Origin of the sequence: Marinobacter lacisalsi, assembly GCF_042651045.1 — a bacterium.
In the GTDB taxonomy this organism is placed as follows: Bacteria; Pseudomonadota; Gammaproteobacteria; order Pseudomonadales; family Oleiphilaceae; genus Marinobacter; species Marinobacter lacisalsi.
Window position 1 is genome coordinate 81,605 of the sequence record NZ_JBHSDI010000063.1, and the last position, 21,949, is coordinate 103,553.

16 protein-coding genes and 1 tRNA gene are annotated in these 21,949 nt (G+C 59.5%); 16 read left to right on the plus strand and 1 reads right to left on the minus strand.

Annotation, left to right across the window (positions count from 1 at the left end):
* The first annotated feature begins 35 nt into the window (after positions 1-35).
* Both recA and ACFOZ5_RS18805 read left to right on the plus strand, forming a co-directional pair.
* Complete coding sequence (recA, locus tag ACFOZ5_RS18800) at positions 36-1,082, plus strand: recombinase RecA (RefSeq protein WP_379890243.1); 1,047 nt, start codon at positions 36-38, stop codon at positions 1,080-1,082.
* A gap of 21 nt (positions 1,083-1,103) precedes the next feature.
* The gene (locus ACFOZ5_RS18805; protein WP_379890245.1) at positions 1,104-1,574 is read left to right on the plus strand and encodes a flavodoxin family protein; all 471 of its coding nucleotides are present in this window, start codon (positions 1,104-1,106) and stop codon (positions 1,572-1,574) included.
* 41 nt (positions 1,575-1,615) lie between these two features.
* Here ACFOZ5_RS18805 and ACFOZ5_RS18810 read toward each other — a convergent pair whose 3' ends face one another.
* On the minus strand, positions 1,616-1,900 hold the full coding sequence (locus ACFOZ5_RS18810; protein WP_379890247.1) for a hypothetical protein: 285 nt from the start codon (positions 1,898-1,900) through the stop codon (positions 1,616-1,618).
* Positions 1,901-2,173: 273 nt separating this feature from the next.
* Between ACFOZ5_RS18810 and ACFOZ5_RS18815 the strand changes: the two genes are divergently transcribed.
* From ACFOZ5_RS18815 to ACFOZ5_RS18880, 14 genes are all read left to right on the plus strand, one after another.
* Positions 2,174-4,585 carry a Lon protease family protein gene (locus ACFOZ5_RS18815; protein ID WP_379890249.1) on the plus strand — a complete coding sequence of 804 codons (2,412 nt, stop codon included), beginning with the start codon at positions 2,174-2,176 and terminating at the stop codon, positions 4,583-4,585.
* An 84-nt stretch (positions 4,586-4,669) separates the two neighbouring features.
* Positions 4,670-5,296, plus strand: a complete 627-nt coding sequence (gene fixJ, locus ACFOZ5_RS18820; protein WP_379890252.1) for a response regulator FixJ — start codon at positions 4,670-4,672, stop codon at positions 5,294-5,296.
* 44 nt (positions 5,297-5,340) lie between these two features.
* A complete protein-coding gene (locus ACFOZ5_RS18825; RefSeq protein ID WP_379890255.1) occupies positions 5,341-6,942 on the plus strand; it encodes an ATP-binding response regulator in 1,602 nt (533 codons plus the stop codon).
* Positions 6,943-7,139: 197 nt separating this feature from the next.
* Positions 7,140-7,216 (plus strand) — tRNA-Asp (locus tag ACFOZ5_RS18830).
* Positions 7,217-7,635: 419 nt separating this feature from the next.
* Entirely contained in the window at positions 7,636-9,702 is a 2,067-nt protein-coding gene (locus ACFOZ5_RS18835) for an oxidoreductase (protein WP_379890257.1), read from the plus strand.
* A 214-nt stretch (positions 9,703-9,916) separates the two neighbouring features.
* Positions 9,917-11,185: a DNA repair protein gene (locus ACFOZ5_RS18840; protein WP_379890260.1), complete on the plus strand. Its 1,269-nt coding sequence runs from the start codon at positions 9,917-9,919 to the stop codon at positions 11,183-11,185.
* 90 nt (positions 11,186-11,275) lie between these two features.
* Positions 11,276-12,160, plus strand: coding sequence for an NAD(+) kinase (locus tag ACFOZ5_RS18845; RefSeq protein WP_379890262.1), 885 nt, complete (start codon positions 11,276-11,278; stop codon positions 12,158-12,160).
* 2 nt (positions 12,161-12,162) lie between these two features.
* The gene (locus tag ACFOZ5_RS18850) at positions 12,163-13,173 is read left to right on the plus strand and encodes a metallophosphoesterase (protein ID WP_379890263.1); all 1,011 of its coding nucleotides are present in this window, start codon (positions 12,163-12,165) and stop codon (positions 13,171-13,173) included.
* A 5-nt stretch (positions 13,174-13,178) separates the two neighbouring features.
* Positions 13,179-14,042, plus strand: coding sequence for a rhomboid family intramembrane serine protease (locus tag ACFOZ5_RS18855; protein WP_379890266.1), 864 nt, complete (start codon positions 13,179-13,181; stop codon positions 14,040-14,042).
* A 166-nt stretch (positions 14,043-14,208) separates the two neighbouring features.
* Positions 14,209-14,460 carry a YeaC family protein gene (locus ACFOZ5_RS18860; RefSeq protein ID WP_379890269.1) on the plus strand — a complete coding sequence of 84 codons (252 nt, stop codon included), beginning with the start codon at positions 14,209-14,211 and terminating at the stop codon, positions 14,458-14,460.
* A gap of 46 nt (positions 14,461-14,506) precedes the next feature.
* On the plus strand, positions 14,507-15,307 hold the full coding sequence (locus ACFOZ5_RS18865) for a DUF2797 domain-containing protein (RefSeq protein WP_379890342.1): 801 nt from the start codon (positions 14,507-14,509) through the stop codon (positions 15,305-15,307).
* A 7-nt stretch (positions 15,308-15,314) separates the two neighbouring features.
* A complete protein-coding gene (gene pepN, locus ACFOZ5_RS18870; RefSeq protein ID WP_379890271.1) occupies positions 15,315-17,954 on the plus strand; it encodes an aminopeptidase N in 2,640 nt (879 codons plus the stop codon).
* A gap of 205 nt (positions 17,955-18,159) precedes the next feature.
* A complete protein-coding gene (locus ACFOZ5_RS18875; protein ID WP_379890273.1) occupies positions 18,160-19,152 on the plus strand; it encodes a TAXI family TRAP transporter solute-binding subunit in 993 nt (330 codons plus the stop codon).
* An 88-nt stretch (positions 19,153-19,240) separates the two neighbouring features.
* Positions 19,241-21,859, plus strand: coding sequence for a TRAP transporter permease (locus ACFOZ5_RS18880; RefSeq protein ID WP_379890275.1), 2,619 nt, complete (start codon positions 19,241-19,243; stop codon positions 21,857-21,859).
* The last annotated feature ends 90 nt before the right edge of the window (positions 21,860-21,949 follow it).

Below are 21,949 nucleotides of genomic sequence, written 5' to 3' on the forward strand. Positions count from 1 at the left end.
GATGCCTGGCCGGGAACATTGAGGGGTTTGCACTGATGGAAGACAATCGCAATAAAGCACTGAGCGCAGCACTGAGCCAGATTGAACGCCAGTTCGGCAAGGGCGCCGTCATGAAAATGGGCGACCAGCCCCGGGAAGCCATTCCCGCGGTGTCCACCGGTTCGCTCGGGCTGGATGTGGCTCTGGGCATTGGCGGGCTGCCCTATGGCCGGATCTGTGAAATCTACGGTCCGGAAAGCTCCGGTAAAACCACCCTGACCCTTCAGGTGATTGCCGAAGCCCAGAAAGACGGCAAAACCTGCGCCTTTATTGACGCAGAGCACGCCCTGGATCCCATCTACGCCGAGAAGCTGGGCGTGAACGTGGACGAACTGCTCGTCTCCCAGCCGGATACGGGTGAGCAGGCCCTGGAAATCGCGGACATGCTGGTGCGCTCCAATGCGGTAGACGTCATCATCGTCGACTCCGTCGCCGCGCTGACACCGAAAGCGGAAATCGAGGGCGAAATGGGCGACAGTCATGTGGGCCTGCAGGCCCGCCTGATGTCCCAGGCGCTGCGGAAACTGACCGGTAACATCAAACACGCCAATTGCCTGCTTATCTTCATCAACCAGATCCGTATGAAGATCGGGGTGATGTTCGGCAGCCCGGAAACCACCACCGGGGGTAATGCCCTCAAGTTCTACTCCTCGGTGCGTCTGGATATCCGTCGCATCGGTTCCGTCAAGGAAGGTGACGAAGTGGTGGGCAATGATACCCGGGTCAAGGTGGTCAAGAACAAGGTGTCGCCACCCTTCAGGCAGGCCGAGTTCCAGATCATGTACGGCAAGGGTATCTACCACATGGCGGAAGTCGTGGACATGGGTGTCAAGGAAGGCTTCGTGGACAAGTCCGGCGCCTGGTACGCCTACAAGGGTGACAAGATCGGGCAGGGCAAGGCTAACGCCGCCAAGTACCTGGAAGAGAACCCTGAGGTTGCCAATGAAATTGAGGCCGCCATTCGTGATAAGCTGATGCCGAAGCCGGCGTCGAAAGAGCAGGCGCCTGCGAAGGCGGAGGAAACCAACGACGAACTGCTCTGAGGCATCTGAGGGAGCTGAGCCATGGCAAACGCGAAGAAACTTCTGATCGTCGCTCATGCACCCTCGCCCAACACGCTCAAACTCAGGGATGCGGTTGCCGACGGCGCTCGCCATCCGGACATCGAGAACGTTGAAGTCCGGGTGCTGGCGCCGCTGGATGCAGGCCCTGACGATGTGCTGTGGTGTGATGCTATCGTGCTGGGTACTACCGAGAACCTGGGCTACATGAGTGGTGCCCTGAAAGACTTCTTCGACCGCAGTTACTACCCCTGTCTGGAGGAAACCCAGGGTCTTCCCTTTACGTTCTACATCCGCGCCGGCCGTGATGGCACCGGCACCCATCGGGCCATCGACAGCATCATTACCGGTCTGCGCTGGCGCCAGGTGCAGGAGCCCCTGTTGTGCCGGGGCGAGTACCAGGATGCTTTCGAGGACCAGTGTCGAGACCTTGGTATGACCGTGGCGGCCAGTCTTGATGCCGGGCTGCTGTAAATAGCAGCCTGCTTCTGCTGATGGGGCGGCTTCGGCCAGTATCAGGCGCTGGTTCGAATGTTACGACCCCGCCGGTCTTCAAGGCTGGTTTCCTTGCCGGTTCTCGGATGTAGCAGCATCGCGCGCCTGCGGCTGGATTTCTTTCGCCGGTCCGGGCCCTTGAAAGGCAGCTGCCGTCGACGCCGGTCCGGCTGCATCCGGCGATCTCTTACCGGTTCGGCAGGCGCTGGCCGGGTATCGTCTACCCTGACCACTTCCTTGGCTGGCGTTTTTGCCGGTCGATCAAGCGCCGACAATGAATGGGTCAGTGTCTTGAGTATTTCCACGTCATTGACCTCCCTGAAAAATGGTTCCCTGACCACCCTGGTCGACTGCGGAATCGTGGTTGTGACAACCGAGTCTCGGGATAAAGCGTTTTCCAATTTATCGGCCATATCGGGTCAATCTTTAATCAGTGCCAAGCAAGAAACGTGCACTGGTCCGCATTCCGGTCAGTCAACCAAACCACAGGCGACAGTTGTTCCCGAACACCCTACAATGTCGGTTTTCCCTTGCGCCACTCATTATCATCCACCCGGAAACCATAACAGGACATCACATTGAAGGCTTTGCCCCTGAATCAGCTTTACAAGGCATGTGTTCTCAAGGACCTCCCCTTCAAGACCACCCGGCAGTTGGACCCCCTGGCTGAAATTGTCGGGCAGAATCGCGCCCAGGAGGCGGTTCGTTTCGCGCTCTCCATGCCCCATGGTGGCTACAACGTTTATGCCGTCGGCCGTAACGGCCTAGGCAAACGCACCATGATGTTGCGATATCTGGAGCATCACGCTGACGACGAGCACAAGACCTTTGACTGGTGTTATGTGGCCAACTTCGAGGACCCCAGGGTGCCACGGATGATCCGGCTGCCGGCGGGTGAGGGTGGCAATCTCAGGCAGGACATGGAAAAACTCATGGCCCGCCTGGTCAAGATGATTCCCCAGACCTTTGACAGCGACACCTTTCTGGAGCGGGCCGAGCAGCTCAAGGCGGAGTATGGCAAGAAACAGGAAGACGAACTGGAAAAGGTGGCAAACCAGGCAAAGCGCAAGAAAGTCAGCCTGACCCTGACCACACCCGGCGGCTACCGGTTGGTGGCTATGAATGGTGATGAGCCCCATACCGCTGAAAGTTTTGCCGAGCTGACTGATAGCCAGCGGGACAAGTTTGAAGACGATATCAACAAGCTTGAAAAGAGGCTGCGGCAGGCCGTGCGCAAGATTGCGGACTGGGAACAGGAATATGCCGAAAAGCAGCAGGCACTGAATCAGGAAACTCTGGAATCCATCTCCGGCCACCAGTTTGATGAACTGGCCAGGCGCTATGCGAAGGAGCCGGACGTGGTTGCGTACCTGGAGTCCGTCCGCGAGGATCTGGCGGAGAACCTCGATATCTTCCTGGACGATAACGAGGAGCAGGCAGCCATCGCCTACGCCTCCCTCGACAAGAAAATGCCCCGTCGTTACCTGGTGAACCTGCTGGTGCACCAGAAAACCGATGAAGTGCCGGTGGTGGTGGAAGATAATCCCACTTATCACAACCTGTTTGGTTATGTGGAGAACGTCACCTTCAAGGGTACCGTGTTTACGGATTATTCCCTGATCCGCCCCGGCAGCCTGCACAAGGCCAACGGCGGCTACCTGCTGATGGATGCCATCAAGGTTCTGGAGCAGCCCTTCGTCTGGGACGGCCTCAAGCGAGCGCTGCGCAGCAAGTCCATCACCATCAACTCCCTGGAGCGGGAACTGACCCTGTCCGGCACTATTTCCCTGGAGCCGGAGGCCATCCCGCTGGATGTGAAGATTGTGCTGTTTGGTGACCGGGAAACCTGGATGCTGCTGCAGGACTACGACCCCGAATTCGCCGAACTCTTCCGGGTAACGGCGGATTTCGAGAACGAAATGCTGCGGACCCCGGAAAGCCAGCTGCTTTATGCCAAGTTCATCGCCAGCCTGGTGTACGAGAAAGGCCTGTTGCACTGTGACCGCAAGGCGGTAGCGCGGATCATCGAATACAGCGCCCGCGCCGCTGAGCACCAGGCACGGTTGTCGCTGCATGCGGCCGACATCGCCAACCTGCTGAGGGAATCCGACTACTGGGCCCGTCAGGCAAAAGCACGGCTGATCCATGCCAGCCACGTTGAGCAGGCGCTGGACAGTGCCCGCTACCGCAGCAGCCGTATCCGCGACCAGTTCTACGATTCGATCCGTGATGGCTCAACGCTGGTCAGTACCGAGGGCAAGCGTGTCGGCCAGGTCAATGCCTTATCGGTGCTGTCCACCGGCGGGTTCGAGTTCGGGCTGTCGAACCGTGTCACCGCTACCTGTTACTACGGCGACGGGGATGTGCTGGACATCGAGCGCGACGCCAAGCTTGGCGGCAACATCCACTCCAAGGGCGTGATGATCCTCAGTGCCTGGCTCTCGTCGCGGTTTGCCGCGAAAGATCCGATGCATCTGTCGGCCAGCCTGACCTTCGAGCAGAATTACGGTGAGGTGGATGGCGACAGCGCATCGGTGGCCGAACTTTGTGCCCTGGTGTCTGCCCTGTCCGGTATCCCGGTGCGCCAGGACCTGGCTATTACCGGTTCCCTGAATCAGTTTGGTGAGGTACAACCCATTGGTGGGGCCAACGAGAAAATAGAGGGCTTCTTCGAGACCTGTAACATCAAGGGCTTTACCGGTACGCAGGGCGTTGTCATGCCCAGGACCAACGTGCAGAACCTGATGCTGGACAGCCGGGTGGTGGATGCTGTCCGGGCAGAGCGCTTCCATATTTTCGCGGTCACCACTGTGGAAGAGGCGATTGAACTGATGTTGGGCAAACCAGCAGGCCGTGCGGACCGCAAGGGGCACTACCCCCGTGGCACGGTATTTGGTGCCATTGCACGGCGTCTGGCGGACCTGCGTGAGCAGGAGCGGCAAGAGGGTGAAGGCCACCCGGGGGCTGCAAAGGATTCCACGATCCATTAACCTCATGGAAATCGCTGGTGCTGGCAGGACTCCGGCACTCAGTTTTTTCTGGTCAGGGCAAGAATAACGACAGGAGCGATAAGAATGACCGATATCCAGCAAACCGTTTATGTGGTTGAGGACGATGAAGCGGTACGTGACTCCCTGGAGTTGCTGCTTAAATCCGATGGCAAGTCGGTTAAGACCTACCCCAGCGCCACGGATTTTCTCGGTGACTACTCAGAGGATATGGCCGGCTGCATTGTGCTGGATATCCGCATGCCGGGTATGGATGGCATGGAGCTTCAGAAAAAGCTCAATGCAAAGCATTCCCTGTTGCCCATCATCTTCGTGACCGGCCACGGTGATGTGCCGCTGGCAGTGGACGCCATGAAGGAAGGTGCGGTGGACTTCATCCAGAAGCCGTACCGGGAGGAAGCCCTGCTGGAAAAAATCGAGTCCGCCCTGGAGCAGGACCGTGAACAGCGCAAGACACTGGGTGAGCGCCAGGAAATTGTTCGCCGCATCAAGACCCTGACTCCCCGGGAAACGGAAATCATGGAGCGCATGATTGCCGGCCAGGCCAACAAGGTGATTGCCATCGAGTTGGAGATCAGTCAGCGCACGGTGGAAATTCATCGATCACGGGTCATGCACAAGATGGGCACCCATTCCCTGGCGCACCTGGTTCGTATGGTGCTGTCCGTAAAGGACCTTATCGACGTCGGGTGATGCACGGCTCATTATGCCCGTATTCTCTTAACCGGCTGTAACCTATGACTGACCAGGCGAGCACTGATCCGACGGTGCTACTTGTTGACGATAATGCCCAGAACCTCAAGGTCCTGTACGAAACCCTCAAGGACCGTGGCTATCACCTTCTGATTGCCAACGACGGCGAGAAGGCGCTGACCCTGGCGTATCGTCACAAGCCTGAAGTGATCCTGCTGGACATCATGATGCCCGACCTGGATGGATACCAGGTGTGCGAGCGCCTGAAGTCGGATCCTGTCACTGCAGATTCCGCTGTCGTATTCCTTTCCGCTCTGGACGACGTGGACGCCAAGCTTAAGGGGTTCTCCCTGGGTGGCGCCGACTATATCTCCAAGCCGTTCCAGGCCCAGGAAGTCATTGCCCGGGTCAGCACCCACGCTCGTGTCATTCGCCTGGAACGGGCGCTGCAAGAACGTAATCGTGAGCTGGAGAGCGACCAGACCCGTATCCTCAATGCGATCAGTGAAGGCATCTACGGGCTGGACGCGGAGGGCGACATCGCTTTTGCCAATCCGGCGGCGGCGATGATCACCGGTTGCAGCGTGGAAGAACTGATCGGAAAGAACTTCTTCGAACTTCACTTTCGCCAGCCACGGCCCTGTTCCGGCACCCTCTGGCAGGAAGACGAGGCCGGGGGCAATGAATCGGCACCCGGGCTTCCGGTTCAGGCAACCTGCAGCCAGGGGATCGCTGAGCATCAGCGGGACGTTACCATGTACCGGGCTGATGGCTCCGGCTTTCCCGCTGAATATCGGGCTACCCCGAAAAAGGAAGGCGATCACCTTACCGGCGCCGTGGTGGTGTTCCGGGACATCACCACCGAACTGGAAAACGACCAGGCCCTGGAGGATGCCCGCGACCTGGTGCAGGAGCAACGGGATCAGCTTGCCCACGCCTCGCGACTGGCCACCATGGGCGAAATGGCTGCGGGTTTTGCCCATGAGGTTAACCAGCCCCTGACGGCCATCACCAATTACGCCCGGGTAACCCAGCGCATGCTTCGCACGGACGACCCGGACCCCGAACTGCTGTCCCAGACCCTGGAAAAGATTGAAGCCCAGTCTCATCGCGCCAGTGAAGTGGTCCGCCGTATCCGTGGCTTCGTGCGCAAGCCGGCAATGGGCAAGGAGGTGCTGTCTGTGGCCAGCCTGCTGGACGAAACCCGCCAGTTTGCTGAGGTGGACGCCCGTAACAATGACGGCGGCGTCGAGGTACGGGTGACCGACAATGTACCGGACGTGCTGGCGGATCCGATCCAGGTGCAGCAGGTGGCTCTGAACCTGATCCGCAATGCCCTCGAATCCACCCGGGCAGCGGGTTCCCATGATCCCGTGGAAGTCACGGCCAGCATGCTCAGCGACACCATGGTGCGCATTGAGGTGCGTGACCATGGTGAAGGGCTGCCGGAAGATGCCGAACAGAAGCTGTTCCTGCCGTTTTTCACCACCAAGGAGCAGGGCATGGGGATAGGTCTGACCCTGTGCCGGTCGCTGATTCAGGCCCAGGGTGGTGAAATCGGATTCGAGCGCCCGTCGGGCCCGGGTGCCGTGTTTTTCTTTACGCTGCCGGTGGCTCCGGTCACGGCTGATTCGGTACCGGAATAGGCCCTCATCGTCCTTCAGCCAGGCACCCCGGATTGCTCTGAGGGTTATTCTTGGGGTGTCCCGGAAAAAGTTTTTCGCAAAGCGTTGACATGGCCGGTGCCATCTTTATAATGCGCCCTCGTTGTCACAGAGCAGTCACGCTGACTGGCTCAACTGTTTCCTCTCCTTCGGTTTCAGGGTTGATGGCAACGCCGCGCGGAGCGGTAGTTCAGTTGGTTAGAATACCGGCCTGTCACGCCGGGGGTCGCGGGTTCGAGTCCCGTCCGCTCCGCCATTTTTTCCTCTCTTGTGTACCTATCTTTCTATCTTGTTTCTGCATTGTGCCCATGAGGGTGCGCGTGTTTCTTTGTGTTTAACTGTCGTAAAAACTGCCCCGTAAGTCTTGAGCTGAGTTCCACTAACCTCTACTTTAATCGAACCCGAGTATCTGCCTGGGATCGTGCCGGTCGAAGCAACCCTGATTGCGACTCCAGTGCATGGTTCGGCACCGGGTGCATTTTTCCGGGACACGCCGTAAATACATCCCTGGCAGATTTCTGCTCCTGCAAAATCTGCACTTCCGCCATCCGTGGCGGTCGTAGATCTTCAAAAACGTCCCTGTTTTTGAAGGTCCCGGAAAACCGCCCCCGGCACCGCCCCTCGAACTCTGGTGGTGCCGCTAGATAACTAAAAACTGATTAGAGAGACCGCAAAATGACCGTATCCCCGCAACCGGGCAAATCCCGCTACCCACATCTACTGGAACCCCTGGACCTGGGCTTCACCACCCTCCGCAACCGAACCCTGATGGGCTCCATGCACCTGGGGCTGGAAGAGCGGCCCAAGGGTTTTGAACGGCTGGCGGCGTTCTATGCCGAGCGGGCCCGTGGCGGGGCAGGCCTGATTGTGACCGGTGGTATCGGCCCCAATGTGGAAGGCAGCGTGGGCCCCGGTGCCGCCAAGATGACCACGGAAGAAGAATCTGACCAGCACAAGGTGATCACCGAGGCCGTACACCAGGCGGAAGGCACCATCTGCATGCAGATTCTCCATGCCGGCCGCTACGCCTACCAGCCCCAGCTGGTGGCGCCGTCAGCGGTGCAGGCGCCCATCAACCCCTTCAAGCCCAATGAGCTGGACGAGACGGGTATCGAGAAGCAGATCGAGGATTACGTCTTAGCCTCCGCGCTCGCACAACGTGCAGGTTATGACGGGGTCGAGATCATGGGCTCCGAGGGCTACTTCATTAACCAGTTCATTGTCGAGCGCACCAACAAGCGCACCGACCGCTGGGGTGGCAGCTACGAGAACCGTATCCGCCTGCCTCTGGAAATTGTTCGCCGGGTGCGAGAGAAGGTCGGGCCGAACTTCATCATCATCTACCGCCTGTCCATGCTCGACCTGGTGGAAGAGGGCAGCACCTGGGATGAGGTGGTTCAGCTGGGCAAGGCCATCGAAAAGGCCGGGGCCACCATTATCAATACCGGCATCGGCTGGCACGAGGCACGGGTGCCGACTATTGCCACCTCGGTACCCCGGGGCGCCTTTACCGAAGTCACTGCGCGAATGAAGAAAGAAGTCAGCATTCCGCTGGTCACCACCAACCGCATCAATATGCCGGATGTTGCCGAAGAGATCCTGGCCTCCGGCGAGGCGGACATGGTTTCCATGGCCCGCCCGTTCCTGGCGGACGCAGATCTGGTTAACAAGGCGGCGGAGGACCGTGCTGAAGAAATCAATACCTGTATCGGGTGTAACCAGGCCTGCCTGGACCATACCTTCAGCGGCAAGCTGACCAGCTGTCTGGTTAACCCCAGGGCCTGCTACGAAACCGAGCTGAATTACACCCCCGCCGGGCAGCCGAAGGCCCTGGCGGTGGTGGGTGCGGGCCCCGCAGGACTGGCCTTTGCCACGGTGGCGGCCCAGCGAGGCCACCGGGTTACCCTGTTCGATTCCGCGGACGAGATCGGCGGCCAGTTCAACCTGGCCAAGCGCATTCCGGGTAAGGAGGAGTTCCACGAGACACTTCGCTATTACCGGGTGATGCTCGAAAAGCTGAACGTGGATGTACGCCTGGGTACGCGGGTGGACGCCGATGCCCTGAAGGCGGGAGGTTTTGATGAGGTGATCCTGGCTACCGGGGTCATCCCCAGGATACCGGACATCGAAGGTATCGATCACCCCAGTGTGGTTGGCTACATCGATGCCATCAGGGGTAACAAGCCCGTTGGCAAGCGCGTTGCCGTGATGGGTGCCGGTGGTATCGGTTTTGATGTGTCCGAATTGCTGGTGCACCAGGGCGAGTCTGTGTCTCTGGACAAGCAGGCGTTCATGAAGGAGTGGGGCGTGGACCTGACTGTTGAGCATCGTGGTGGCATCGAGGGCGTTACCGCGGATGTCACGCCACCGGCCCGGGAGATCTGGCTGCTGCAACGCAAGACCTCCAAGGTCGGCAAGGGGCTGGGCAAGACCACCGGCTGGATCCACCGGTCGGCACTCAAGATGAAAGGGGTGCATATGGTGCCGGGTGTGACCTACCGACGTATCGACGATGACGGCCTGCACGTAACGCTTGCCGGCAAGGACGGTGGCACCGAAGACCGGGTGCTGGAGGTGGACAGCATTGTTCTGTGCACCGGCCAGGAACCCCTGCGGGAATTGCAGGCGGGGCTGGAGGCCAGTGGCCTGGCGGTGCACCTGATCGGTGGTGCTGATGTGGCAGCGGAACTGGACGCAAAACGGGCCATTGATCAGGGTAGCAGGCTCGCAGCTGCTGTCTGAAAACCTGAAGCCAATAGCGACGGGTCGGTGTTCCAGCCGACCCGTTCTGGCGGTAGTCAATCACAATTCCTCACAGTTCTTTGTTCCCGGTGGTGGCTCACACTGGCTAAAATGCCTACTTGCCTTCACACTGATTAGTTCGGATGCAATGTTGTGACTAATTAAGTGTCATGGCATTTGGTAACTCAGGTTTTGTCTGGCCGGGAGGCATTGAATGGCTTTAGCCGATCCATCCGCTGAAGGGTATTCTGCGGTTTTCTTCATGGATGGGATCGACGTTTCACGTCAAATGCGGGCAACCGAGTTCGACGCCTTTCTGGACGGCTATGTGGGCCTGTCAGACCTGGCTGATACCGAGGTTCGGGCGGTGTTCGTGCAGATCGGCACGGACCTGCTGGTACGTGGCCTGGTGTTCTTCCGTATCTATTTTGATGAGCAAGGGCGGGCCGACAGCCACTGGAATATTCCGGTAGAAACGCTGGCAGGCAAGGGGTCCGCCGGGCCGGACATGGGCGCCGGTCCCATCAGGCTGGTCTGCCGCAGCCTTTGCCCCGAGAAGCGTTACAAGTCCGATCTGTGGGATCCGGACATGACGCCGGGCTCCAACCATTTCCAGACCATTCGCAAGGCCGTGACGGCCAACCATCTCAAGTTCAGGCGCAAGGACTCCTCTGAGGATCAGATTCCGGTGTTGCGTACTGCCCTGGGCAAGCCGGATGCGGAGGTGGCCGCCCAGGAGGCCACTGCCCAGCGGAACCGGCTGGCTCACATGATTCGTGAGCAACGCCTGCGCATCAAGACCCTACAGAGCGCCCACAAGGACTCAATGTCTGCAATACAGCGCGAACACCGCCTGGAATACCGCGCCTGGCAGGAGGAAAAAGCCGAGCTGGAGCGGTCGATGGAGCGAGCCCGGCTCGACTCCAGCAAGGCCAGGAAGCGCCTGGAACGCCGCGATCTGCAGGTGAAAGAGTTGCGCAAGCAACTGGAAGCCGCACGGGCGTCAGTTCAGGAGGCCCCGCAGGGCCTGGAAGAGGCCGCCCAGGCGGAAGTCGTACTGCTGCGTGAACAGCTGGAGCGAAAGCAGCGGGAGGTGGACAATCTGGGCAAGGTGATCCGTGACCTTGAGCTGTCGCTGGATGAAACACGGGACCGGGCTCCGGACGAGGACAGCCTGATCGGGCACCTTAAGGACCAGAAAGTCTTTCTCGTTGGCTATCATGCCGGCGTTGGCCATATTACCCTGCCGTTCAATGACCTAAGGCGCTATTTTGACAACCCGACCGGTTACGCCGCCGAGAAATGCGGTATCTCCGAGCCGGCCTATCGCCGCTGGCTTGAACACTACGAGAATCCTGTCTGTCGTGCCCCCGGCAAGAAAAAAGGCCAGACCTGTGGCAGACCGGTGATGCGGGTCAGTCAGCCGGCTGACTTCGAGCCCGGCGTCCACGATCGTTGTGATCAGCACGCGAGTGCCGAATAGACAGACGCCGGACAATCTTTTTCAGAATTGATCCGTAATTCGTTAAGATGGGCGGACAAGTAACGCGCCACTGACAGACTGAGAGATTTAATGGATCAATTCAGGAATATCGGGGTTATCGGCCGCATGGGCAGTGTCAAGGTGGTCGAGACACTGCGGTCCCTAAAGACCTACCTGCTGAGCGAGAACTACCAGGTTATCCTGGAGCAGGATACGGCGAGCATGCTGCCGGGCCACGGCCTTCAGGTGGCCAGCAAAAAGCTGTTGGGGGAAATCTGTGACCTGGTGATCGTGGTTGGCGGTGATGGCAGCCTGCTGGGTGCCGCCCGCGAACTGGCCAAGTCCAAAATCCCTATTCTGGGGGTCAACCGGGGCCGCCTGGGCTTTCTCACCGATATAACACCGTCTGACCTGGAGGAACGGCTGGCAAGTGTACTCCAGGGAGATTACATCGAAGAGAACCGCTTCCTGCTGGATGGCAACCTGGAGCGCGACGGGCAGCCACTGGGGTTCGGCAGCGCCCTGAACGATGTGGTGCTGCACCCGGGTAAATCCACGCGGATGATCGGCTTTGACCTCTACATCGACGGTCACTTTGTCTACAGTCAGCGCTCCGATGGTCTGATCGTGTCCACGCCCACCGGTTCCACCGCCTATTCGCTGTCGGCCGGGGGGCCGATCATGCACCCCAAGCTGGACGCCATCGTCCTGGTGCCGATGTTTCCTCATACCCTCAGCAGCCGGCCAATCGTGGTGGATGGCAAGAGCGAAATCAAACTGGTGATTGGTGACACCAACGAAACCTATCCCCAGGTCAGCTTTGACGGTCAGATGGATATCGCCTGTGCACCTGGCGATATCATTCGCATCACCAAGAAACCCTTCAAGATCCGCCTGATCCATCCCAGGGATCACAATTTCTACGCCACCTGCCGCGAGAAACTCGGTTGGGCCAGCGAGATAGCAGCGAGTTGATCATGGCAAGTGCAAGAAAGGCCTCACGGGGCTACGACATCATTGGCGATATCCATGGTTGCGCCCGCACGCTCGAGCACCTGCTGGAGCAGATGGGCTACAAGAAGCGCAATGGTATCTATCAGCACCCGACCCGGCAGGCGATTTTTATCGGCGACATCATTGACCGGGGCCCGCGTATCCGCGAGGCCCTGCACCTGGTGCGCGACATGGTGGAACATGGCTCTGCCCGGATCGTCATGGGCAACCATGAGTACAACGCCCTGGGCTACTGCACCCGGGCACGGCCGGGCAGCGGCAAGGAATTTCTGCGGGAGCACAATGCCCGCCATGACCGCCTGATCCGTGAAACGCTGGAGCAGTTTGATCACTACCCCCAGGAGTGGAACGAGTTTCTGGAGTGGTTCTACACCTTGCCCCTGTTCATCGAGGAAGATCACTTCCGGGCCGTTCATGCCTGCTGGGATGAACGACTCATTCGCCAGTTCCTGGAAAGCCAGGGCAGTGCCTGTATCGATGATGATTTCCTGCACGCCTCGGCAGCCATTGAATCCTTCGCCGGCCAGGTCATGGATACCCTGTTGCGAGGCACCGATATGCCGCTGCCGAATGGCATGACCATTACCGGCAGGGATGGATACACCCGCAAGTTCTTCCGTACCAAATTCTGGGCCGACAATCCGAAAACCTATGGCGATGTGGTATTCCAGCCCGATCCACTGCCGGAGGAGGTGGCCCGTCTTGAGCTGTCCGCCCGGGAGCGTTCGGAAATTATCCAGTACCCGAGCGGCGAACGCCCCGTTTTTGTCGGCCACTACTGGATGGAAGGCGAGCCTGCCCCATTGAAACCCAATGTCGCCTGCCTGGATTTCAGTGCCGTGAAATACGGCAAACTGGTGGCCTATCGACTGGACGACGAACCAGAACTGTTGCCGGAAAAGTTCGTCTACGTGAATGTGGAGCGTCCGGAACTGTCCGGTAGTCCCCAGGCCGAAGACAGCGTGGCGAGGTAACCGGTTTGTATCGAATCAAGGAACTGCAGACCGGCGAAGATCTTTCCGGCTTCAGCACGTGGCTGGGTCACCAGGGCGTAGAGCATCAGATAACCCGGGAGTCCGGGATCCAGGTACTCTGGCTGGCCGATCCGGAACATACCGAGCCCGTGCTGGCAGCACTGGAGCAGTATATGACCCGGGATGAGGTGCGTGATCAGGTCAACCAGGCAAGCCGTGCGCCGGTGCGCGGTGGTCGCTGGCAGCCGGCTCCCAGACACTCGCCGCTGGTGTTCGGCGTGATCGTAGTGTCGGCCATAGCTGCATGGCTGACCGGGCTGGGCGAGAATGTCATCTCCCTGATGTTCATGTATGTGGATCCCCAGGTCCACGAGTGGGCAACTCTTGATCAGCGACTGGGCGCACTGATGGAAACCCTGGCCAGCGGGCAGTTCTGGCGATTGATCTCACCGGATTTCCTGCATTTCAGCGTGATGCACATCGTGTTTAACGCCGTCATGCTGTGGTTCCTGGCCAGCCAGGTGGAATGGATGGACGGGCGCGGCCGGTTCGTGGCGCTGTTCCTGGTCACCAGCCTGGCCTCCAACACTCTGCAGTACGTGGTGTCGGGGCCGCTGTTCGGCGGCTTGTCCGGTGTGGTCTATGGTGTACTCGGCTACTGCTGGCTCAGCCAGCAACGGCTGCCCCGCTTCCAGTTTCCGCCAGCGCTGGTCTCCTTTGCCCTGGTCTGGATGATCATCGGCTTCACACCCTTGCCGGTCTGGCTGGGTATAGGTCGTATGGCGAACGAGGCACACCTGGGCGGCTTCCTTGGTGGCCTGCTGATGGCGCTCATCATGCCGCCGCCCCGGCGTCGCCAGGCAGCCTGAAGAGTGATTTCCTGATAGGCAGACAAAAAAAGCCCCACCAAAAGGTGGGGCGTAAATGAGCTCGGAAGCTCCTGATGAGAGAGACCAAATGAAACGACCGCGTCATTTGGTGAGTTAATGATAATCATTTACGTTTAAGGGTGTCAAACCTTTTCCGGGGTTTTTTATGACTTACGAAGAATTAATTGAGCGACTGGATCCAACGGTTTACCAGAACCTGCGCCGGGCCATCGAGCTGGGCAAGTGGCCGGATGGCCGCAAGGTCTCTGACGATCAGCGGAAGATTTGCCTGGAAGCCGTCATCCACTACGAAAAGACCCATGATATCCCCGAGTCAGAGCGCGTTGGCTATATTGAGCGCCAGTCTTGCGGTTCCGGCAAGGATAGCGGCGAAGATACCATTCGGATTGTCAGCTGAGGTGGTCTTGGGCGAATCGATTGAACTCAGTGGCCGGCTGGTAAAAATGCCCGTGGCGGCTGATACGCCGGTGAACTATACCCTGAGGGTAGGTGATCACAGTCTGCCCCTGAATGAGCTGCTGGGAAGGCAGGTTGAAATCACGTTCAGCGGCGAAATCCGTTGTATCCACTGCAACCGGAAAACCAGCAAGAGCTTCAGTCAGGGGTACTGTTTTCCCTGTTTCAAGCGGCTGGCGGCCTGTGACAGCTGCATAATGAGTCCGGAAAAATGCCACTATCACCTGGGTACCTGTCGCGAGCCGGAGTGGGGTGAAACCCACTGCATGACCGGTCACGTCGTATACCTGGCGAATTCCTCCGGGCTGAAAGTCGGTATTACCCGGGCCAGCCAGGTGCCCACCCGCTGGGTGGACCAGGGGGCTGTGGCGGCCGTGCCCATGTTGCGGGTGGCAACCCGTTACCTGGCCGGGCTGGTGGAGGTGGCCTGCAAGCAGCATGTGGCTGATCGCACCAACTGGCGTACCATGCTCAAGGGGGAAGCGCCGGAGATTGACCTGCTGGCGGAACGAGGCGCCCTGCTGGAGAAGATTGCGCCAGAGCTCGAGCAACTGAGCGCCGAGCATGGGCGGGAGACACTCGAGATTGCTGACGATCCGGTCTGGCACCTGGCTTATCCGGTGGACACCTGGCCGGAAAAGATAAAGACCCACAACCTGGACAAGCAGCCCGTGGCCACCGGCGTGCTCCAGGGAATAAAGGGGCAGTATCTGATGCTGGACACCGGGGTTATCAACATTCGCAAGTACACGGCTTACAACGTTCGTGTACGGGTTTTGTCGGAGTAATATCACCATGCGCACAAGCCAACCGAAAACCATTTACCTGAGTGAATATCGCGTACCGGACTTCCTGGTCGACCACGTTGACCTGCGCTTTGAGCTGTTTGAAGAAGGCGCCCGTGTGCACAGCACAATGACCATGCGACGCAACCCGGAAGCCAGCGGCAGTGGGGAGCAACTGGAACTGAACGGTGATTCCCTGACCCTGGAGTCCGTTCATCTGGACGGCCGGGCATTGCAAGCAGGTGAGTATGAAGATCGCGGTGAGTGGCTGGTGGTGCCGTCTGTACCGGACGCTTTCGAGCTGAAGGTGGTGACCTGGATTGAGCCCCAGAACAACACCCGGCTGGAAGGTCTTTACAAGTCATCCGGCATGTTCTGCACCCAGTGCGAGGCAGAGGGCTTCCGGTGTATTACCTACTTCCCGGATCGTCCGGATGTCATGGCCCGCTATCGCACCCGCATTGAGGCAGACAAGGCGGCCTACCCGATCCTGCTGTCCAACGGCAACGACGTGGACCGGGGCGATCTCGACGGCGGCCGCCACTATGTCACCTGGGAGGATCCGTTCCCCAAGCCCAGTTACCTGTTTGCCCTGGTGGCAGGAGATCTGGTGGAGCAGAGGGACAGCTTTACCACCCTATCCGGCCGCGACATCGACCTGCGTATCTATATCGAACCCCGTAACGCCGAGAAGACAGACCACGCCATGGACTCCCTGAAACGGGCCATGCGCTGGGATGAGGAGGTTTATGGCCGCGAATACGATCTGGATATCTTCATGATCGTGGCGGTGGACGACTTCAACATGGGGGCCATGGAAAACAAGGGCCTGAACATCTTCAATTCCTCCTGTGTGCTGGCCCGGCCCGAGTCGGAAACCGACATGGCCTTCCAGCGTATCGAGTCCATTGTTGCCCATGAGTACTTCCACAACTGGTCCGGCAACCGGGTAACCTGCCGCGACTGGTTCCAGCTCAGCCTGAAAGAAGGCTTCACCGTGTTCCGGGATTCCCAGTTCTCCGCGGATATGGGCTCGCCCACCGTTAATCGCATCGAGAACGCGACCCTGCTGCGTACCGCCCAGTTTGCCGAAGATGGTGGCCCCATGGCGCATCCGGTGCGGCCCGCCTCCTACATGGAAATCTCCAACTTCTATACCCTCACCATTTACGAGAAGGGTGCCGAAGTGGTGCGCATGATCCATACCCTGCTGGGGCCAGAGCTGTTCCGCCAGGGCAGCGACCTCTACTTCCAGCGCCACGACGGTGAGGCGGTCACTACCGATGACTTCGTCAAAGCCATGGAGGATGCCAGTGCCAAAGACCTGGGGCAGTTCCGCCTGTGGTATGAGCAGGCCGGTACACCGGAGCTGGTTGTGGAGGATGACTACGACAAGGCAGAACAGGTCTACCGTCTGACGATCCGCCAGAGCATTCCCGACACACCGGGACAGACCGACAAGAAACCCCAGCATATTCCGTTCGCCGTGGGCCTGCTGGACACCGAAGGCAATGACATTCCGCTGACCCTGGCCGGCGAAAGCGGATCTGGTGAGCCCACCCGTGTGCTGGAGCTGACGGAGCGGGAGCATGTCTTCGAGTTTACCGGTGTTGGCAGTCGCCCGGTGCCTTCTCTGTTGCGGAACTTCTCGGCACCGGTACGGGTGAACTACCCCTGGAATCGCGATCAGCTGATGTTCCTGATGAGCCATGACAGCGATGGTTTCAACCGCTGGGATGCCGGCCAGCGCCTGGCGGTGGACGTGATACATGAGGTCTCCGGGCATGCCGAGACAGAAGTGGATCCGCGGCTGATCAACGCCAGCCGCACCCTGCTCGATGACAGGGACGCGGACCAGGCGCTGGTGGCGAAGATGCTGCAACTGCCCTCCGAAGCCTACCTGATCGAGCTGGCGGAGCAGGCCGATGTGCAGACCATCCACCACGCCCGTGAACGGGTACTGAAAGCGCTGGCGACCGCGTTGCGAGATGACCTGATGGCCTGCTATCAGCGCCAGCAGCCGGCGGAAAGCTATCAGGTAACCCCGGAGGACGTGGCCAGCCGCAGCCTGCGCAATATGGCGCTGGCCTGGCTGCTGCATATCGGTGACGAAGAGGCGCGGGACCTGGCCCTGGCGCAGTTCCAGTCGGCTACCAACATGACCGACCAGTCCGGGGCCCTGCGGGCGCTGGTGAATTCGCCCTTCGAGGAAGAGCGCAGTCGTGCGCTCGATGCCTTCTACCAGCAGTGGCACAGGGACCCGCAAGTGGTGGAGCAGTGGTTCTCCATCCAGGCATCCAGCCCGGTTTCCGGCGATCTGGCAGCAGTCCGCCGGTTGCTGGAACACGAGGCCTTCGACTGGAAGAATCCGAACAAGATCCGTCATGTCGTCGGCGCGTTTGCCGGCCAGAACCTGGTCCATTTCCATGATCAGGATGGATCCGGATACCAGTTCCTGGCGGACACCATCCGCAGGCTTGATGACAGCAATCCCCAGATTGCCGCCCGGCTGACGGCGCCTCTGACCCGCTGGCGCAAGTTTGCCCATGTCTACAGCGAGGGCATGCGCAAGGCGCTGGAGTCCGTGCGTGACAAGGACGGGCTCTCGCGGGATGTGTACGAGATCGTCCACAAGAGCCTGGCTGAGTGAGACGGTGGAGGATAAAGACTGAATACTCAGAAGGTTAGTTCATACCCCGGCTTTATTTTGAAGCCGATGTGGGCTATTTTCTAACAAGCTGAGTATGTGACGTATTGTAACGTCCGGCTGATGAGTCTCTGGAAGTTGTCCTCTGTTCATGAGCAGGCAGGGTTTCCGGGCTCCACCAATAACACGAATGAAGAAGGAATCGTCTATGGCAATCCGAACAGCACTGCGACTCAAAGCCTCCACCCTGGCCCTGGCGGCCTCCGTGGGCCTGGCTGCGGGCTCCATGTCGGTATCGGCACAGGAACAGCGCTTCGTGACCATCGGCACCGGCGGTGTGACCGGCGTCTACTATCCTGCCGGCGGCGCTATCTGCCGTCTGGTCAACATGGACCGTAAGGAGCATGGTATCCGTTGCTCGGTGGAAAGCACCGGTGGTTCTGTCTACAACCTCAATGCAATCAGCCAGGGCGAGCTGGATCTGGCGGTGGCCCAGTCAGACTGGCAGTACCGCGCCTATAACGGCACCAGCGAATTCGACGGCGACAAGAACGAGAAGCTGCGTGCGGTCTTTTCGCTGCATCCCGAGCCGTTCACCGTGGTTGCCAGCAAGGGCTCCGGCATCAAGACCTTTGAAGACCTGGAAGGCAAGCGTGTATCGGTGGGTAACCCCGGCTCCGGCCAGCGGGCCACGGCGGAAGTCCTGATGGACGAAATGGGCTGGACCATGGACAAGTTCTCCCTGGCAGCGGAACTGAAGGCAGCGGAACAGTCCCAGGCGCTGTGTGATGGCAATATCGACGCCTTCTTCTACACCGTGGGCCACCCCTCCGGAGCCATCAAGGAAGCAACCACCTCCTGTGACAGCACCATCGTTGCGGTGGACAACGAGGCTACCCAGGCCCTGGTTGACGATAACCCGTATTACCGGGTTGCCACCATTCCGGGCGGCATGTACCGCGGCAATGACGAAGATGTGAAAACCTTCGGTGTGGCAGCCACCTTTGTGACCTCCTCTGACGTGGATGAGGAAGTGGTATACGAAGTGGTCAAGGCCGTGTTCGAGAACTTTGACAGCTTCAAGCGCCTGCACCCGGCGTTCAGCAACCTCAACAAGGAAGAGATGGTATCTGACGCCCTGAGCGCACCGTTGCACAAAGGCGCTGAGAAATATTACCGGGAGGCTGGCCTGATCGAGTAATAGCCAGACCTTTAGGTAGCATCATCGCCGGAGGCTGAGTCCTCCGGCGATTTGTATCTGACCACCCAATATCCGATGGAACCGGCCCATGAGCAAGCGCGACCCGTCTGCTTCCGATAACGTAGATGTCTCCAGGATTCATGAAGTACTGCAGACGGAAACCGGGGGCAGGGCGCTGACCGGCCCCGCATCGGTTCTGTTGTTTATCGTTCCGGTGGTGTGGTCGCTGTTCCAGTTGTGGATTGCTTCCCCGCTGCCGTTCATCGTCAACTTCGGCATCTTCAACTCCACGGAAGCCCGCTCCATCCACCTGGCGTTTGCGACGTTTCTGGCCTTCACGGCCTTCCCCATGTTCCGGGGCCGGCACAATACCCATATTCCCTGGTTTGACTGGATTCTGGCGCTGGCAGCGTCGTTTGCCTCCGCCTACCTGTTCCTGTTCTATGACGAACTCTCTGAACGCCCCGGTGCGCCTATACTGCAGGACCTGATCGTCGCACTGACTGGTCTGGTGCTCCTGCTGGAGGCGACGCGCAGGGCGCTTGGTCTGCCACTGACGGTTGTCGCCGCGGTGTTCATCACCTATTCCCTGGCCGGCCCCTGGATGCCGGATGTGATTGCCCATAAGGGAGCGAGCCTGCAGAAGCTGGCGTCTCATCAATGGCTGGGCACCGAGGGTGTGTTTGGCGTGGCTCTTGGCGTGTCCACCACCTTCGTGTTCCTGTTCGTACTGTTTGGCGCACTGCTGGAGAAAGCGGGCGCCGGTAACTATTTCATCAAGGTAGCCTACGCGCTGCTTGGCCATATGAGAGGCGGGCCGGCGAAGGCCGCGGTTGTCTCCAGTGGGCTTTCAGGCGTAATTTCCGGCTCGTCCATTGCCAACGTGGTGACCACCGGCACCTTTACCATTCCGCTTATGAAGCGGGTGGGGTTCCCTGCCACCAAGTCCGGGGCGGTGGAGGTGGCTGCGTCCACCAATGGCCAGCTGACACCGCCCATCATGGGTGCGGCAGCCTTCCTGATGGTCGAGTACGTGGGCATTTCTTACCTGGAGGTGATCAAACACGCCATCCTGCCGGCCATGATTTCCTACATTGCGCTGCTCTACATCGTGCATCTGGAAGCGTGCAAGCTGGGCATGAAGGGCATTGAGCGCCTGAACAAACCCACCCTTGCCCAGCGGATGCTCACCTGGGTGGTCCTGCTGCTGGGTCTGATTATCCTGACTCTGGTGGTCTACTACGGTATCGGCTGGACCAAGACCCTGATGGGGGACGCCGCCGTCTGGGTGCTGGGCCCGCTGCTGCTGCTGACCTATATCGGCCTGGTCGCCTACGGGACCCGATTTCCGGCGCTGGAAGTGGACGACGGCACCTCGGACATGACCCAGTTGCCTGAGGTGGGGCCAACCGTCAAGAGTGGCCTGTTCTTCCTCCTGCCGGTGGTGGTTCTGGTCTGGTGCCTGACCGTTGAGCGTTTCTCCCCCCAGTTGTCCGCATTCTGGGCGACGATCTTCATGATCTTTATCGTACTGACCCAGCGCCCGTTGCAGGCATTTTTCCGCAAGCGTGGCGAACTCGGTCGTGCCGTCAGCAACGGCTGGTCTGAACTGATCCATGCCCTGGCTACCGGCGGGCGTAATATGGTGGGTATTGGTGTGGCCACTGCCACCGCCGGCATTGTGGTGGGTACCGTGACCCTGACAGGCATCGGGCTGGTCATGACCGAGTTTGTGGAATTCATATCCGGCGGCAACCTGATGCTGATCCTTATCTTTACGGCCCTGATCAGCCTGTTGCTGGGCATGGGCCTTCCCACCACCGCCAACTATATCGTGGTATCCACGTTGATGGCTCCGGTGATCGTGACCCTGGGGGCGGAGAATGGCCTGCTGGTACCGCTGATTGCGGTGCACCTGTTCGTGTTCTACTTCGGCATACTGGCCGACGACACACCGCCGGTCGGGCTTGCAGCCTATGCGGCCGCAGCCATATCGGGCGCGGATCCGATACGTACCGGCATCCAGGGCTTCGCCTATGACATCCGCACCGCCGTGCTGCCGTTCATGTTTATCTTCAACACCCAGCTGTTGCTGATCGGGCTCACCGGACCGGTGGACCTGATCATTACCATCGTCAGCGCCGTGGTCGCGATTCTGGCGTTTTCGGCGGCCACCCAGGGCTACTGGCTGACGAGAAGCTACCGTTGGGAGTCGGCCCTGCTGATCCTTATCGCGTTCACCCTGTTCCGTCCCGGCTTCTGGTGGGACCGGATCTATCCTGAATATGAGGAGCGTCCGGGGGCGGAGCTGGTGCAACAGGTCGAGGTACTGGCCGATATGCCTGACACCGAGTCGATCATGATACAGGCCGGGGGGCTGTCGATGACCGGCGACGAGGAACGCACCACCTGGATGAAACTGCCGCTGGCCGAAGGTGAAAGTGGCGGGGAGCGCCTGTTGAACATGGGTATCGAGGGAAGCCAGGATGGCGATGTCTACACCGTCGACTTTGTCGGTTTCGATAGTGCGGCTAAAGACGCCGGGCTGGATTTTGGCTGGACCATTAATACCATCCGCGTGCCCCAGGACCGTCCGCCCAGGGAGCTGGTGTATATTCCGGCGGTCATTCTGTTGCTTCTGGTTGGCTGGCTGCAGGTACGTCGACGGCGCCAGGAAAAGCCGCCGGAAGCGGAGCCAGCCACCTGACAGGCCGGCAGATTTCCTGTTAAACTCCGCCCCGATCGAGCCGCACTGGTAGCGCGGCTCCCGTTAACACGTGGTCTTTGGTACGGATCA

Excerpts from the sequence above, each read along its gene's own strand:
- recA (WP_379890243.1), top strand. The coding sequence starts at position 36 with ATGGAAGACAATCGCAATAAAGCACTGAGCGCAGCACTGAGCCAGATT.
- ACFOZ5_RS18805 (WP_379890245.1), top strand. The coding sequence starts at position 1,104 with ATGGCAAACGCGAAGAAACTTCTGATCGTCGCTCATGCACCCTCGCCC.
- fixJ (WP_379890252.1), top strand. The coding sequence starts at position 4,670 with ATGACCGATATCCAGCAAACCGTTTATGTGGTTGAGGACGATGAAGCG.
- ACFOZ5_RS18825 (WP_379890255.1), top strand. The coding sequence starts at position 5,341 with ATGACTGACCAGGCGAGCACTGATCCGACGGTGCTACTTGTTGACGAT.
- ACFOZ5_RS18835 (WP_379890257.1), top strand. The coding sequence starts at position 7,636 with ATGACCGTATCCCCGCAACCGGGCAAATCCCGCTACCCACATCTACTG.
- ACFOZ5_RS18840 (WP_379890260.1), top strand. The coding sequence starts at position 9,917 with ATGGCTTTAGCCGATCCATCCGCTGAAGGGTATTCTGCGGTTTTCTTC.
- ACFOZ5_RS18845 (WP_379890262.1), top strand. The coding sequence starts at position 11,276 with ATGGATCAATTCAGGAATATCGGGGTTATCGGCCGCATGGGCAGTGTC.
- ACFOZ5_RS18850 (WP_379890263.1), top strand. The coding sequence starts at position 12,163 with ATGGCAAGTGCAAGAAAGGCCTCACGGGGCTACGACATCATTGGCGAT.
- ACFOZ5_RS18860 (WP_379890269.1), top strand. The coding sequence starts at position 14,209 with ATGACTTACGAAGAATTAATTGAGCGACTGGATCCAACGGTTTACCAG.
- ACFOZ5_RS18865 (WP_379890342.1), top strand. The coding sequence starts at position 14,507 with ATGCCCGTGGCGGCTGATACGCCGGTGAACTATACCCTGAGGGTAGGT.
- pepN (WP_379890271.1), top strand. The coding sequence starts at position 15,315 with ATGCGCACAAGCCAACCGAAAACCATTTACCTGAGTGAATATCGCGTA.
- ACFOZ5_RS18875 (WP_379890273.1), top strand. The coding sequence starts at position 18,160 with ATGGCAATCCGAACAGCACTGCGACTCAAAGCCTCCACCCTGGCCCTG.
- ACFOZ5_RS18880 (WP_379890275.1), top strand. The coding sequence starts at position 19,241 with ATGAGCAAGCGCGACCCGTCTGCTTCCGATAACGTAGATGTCTCCAGG.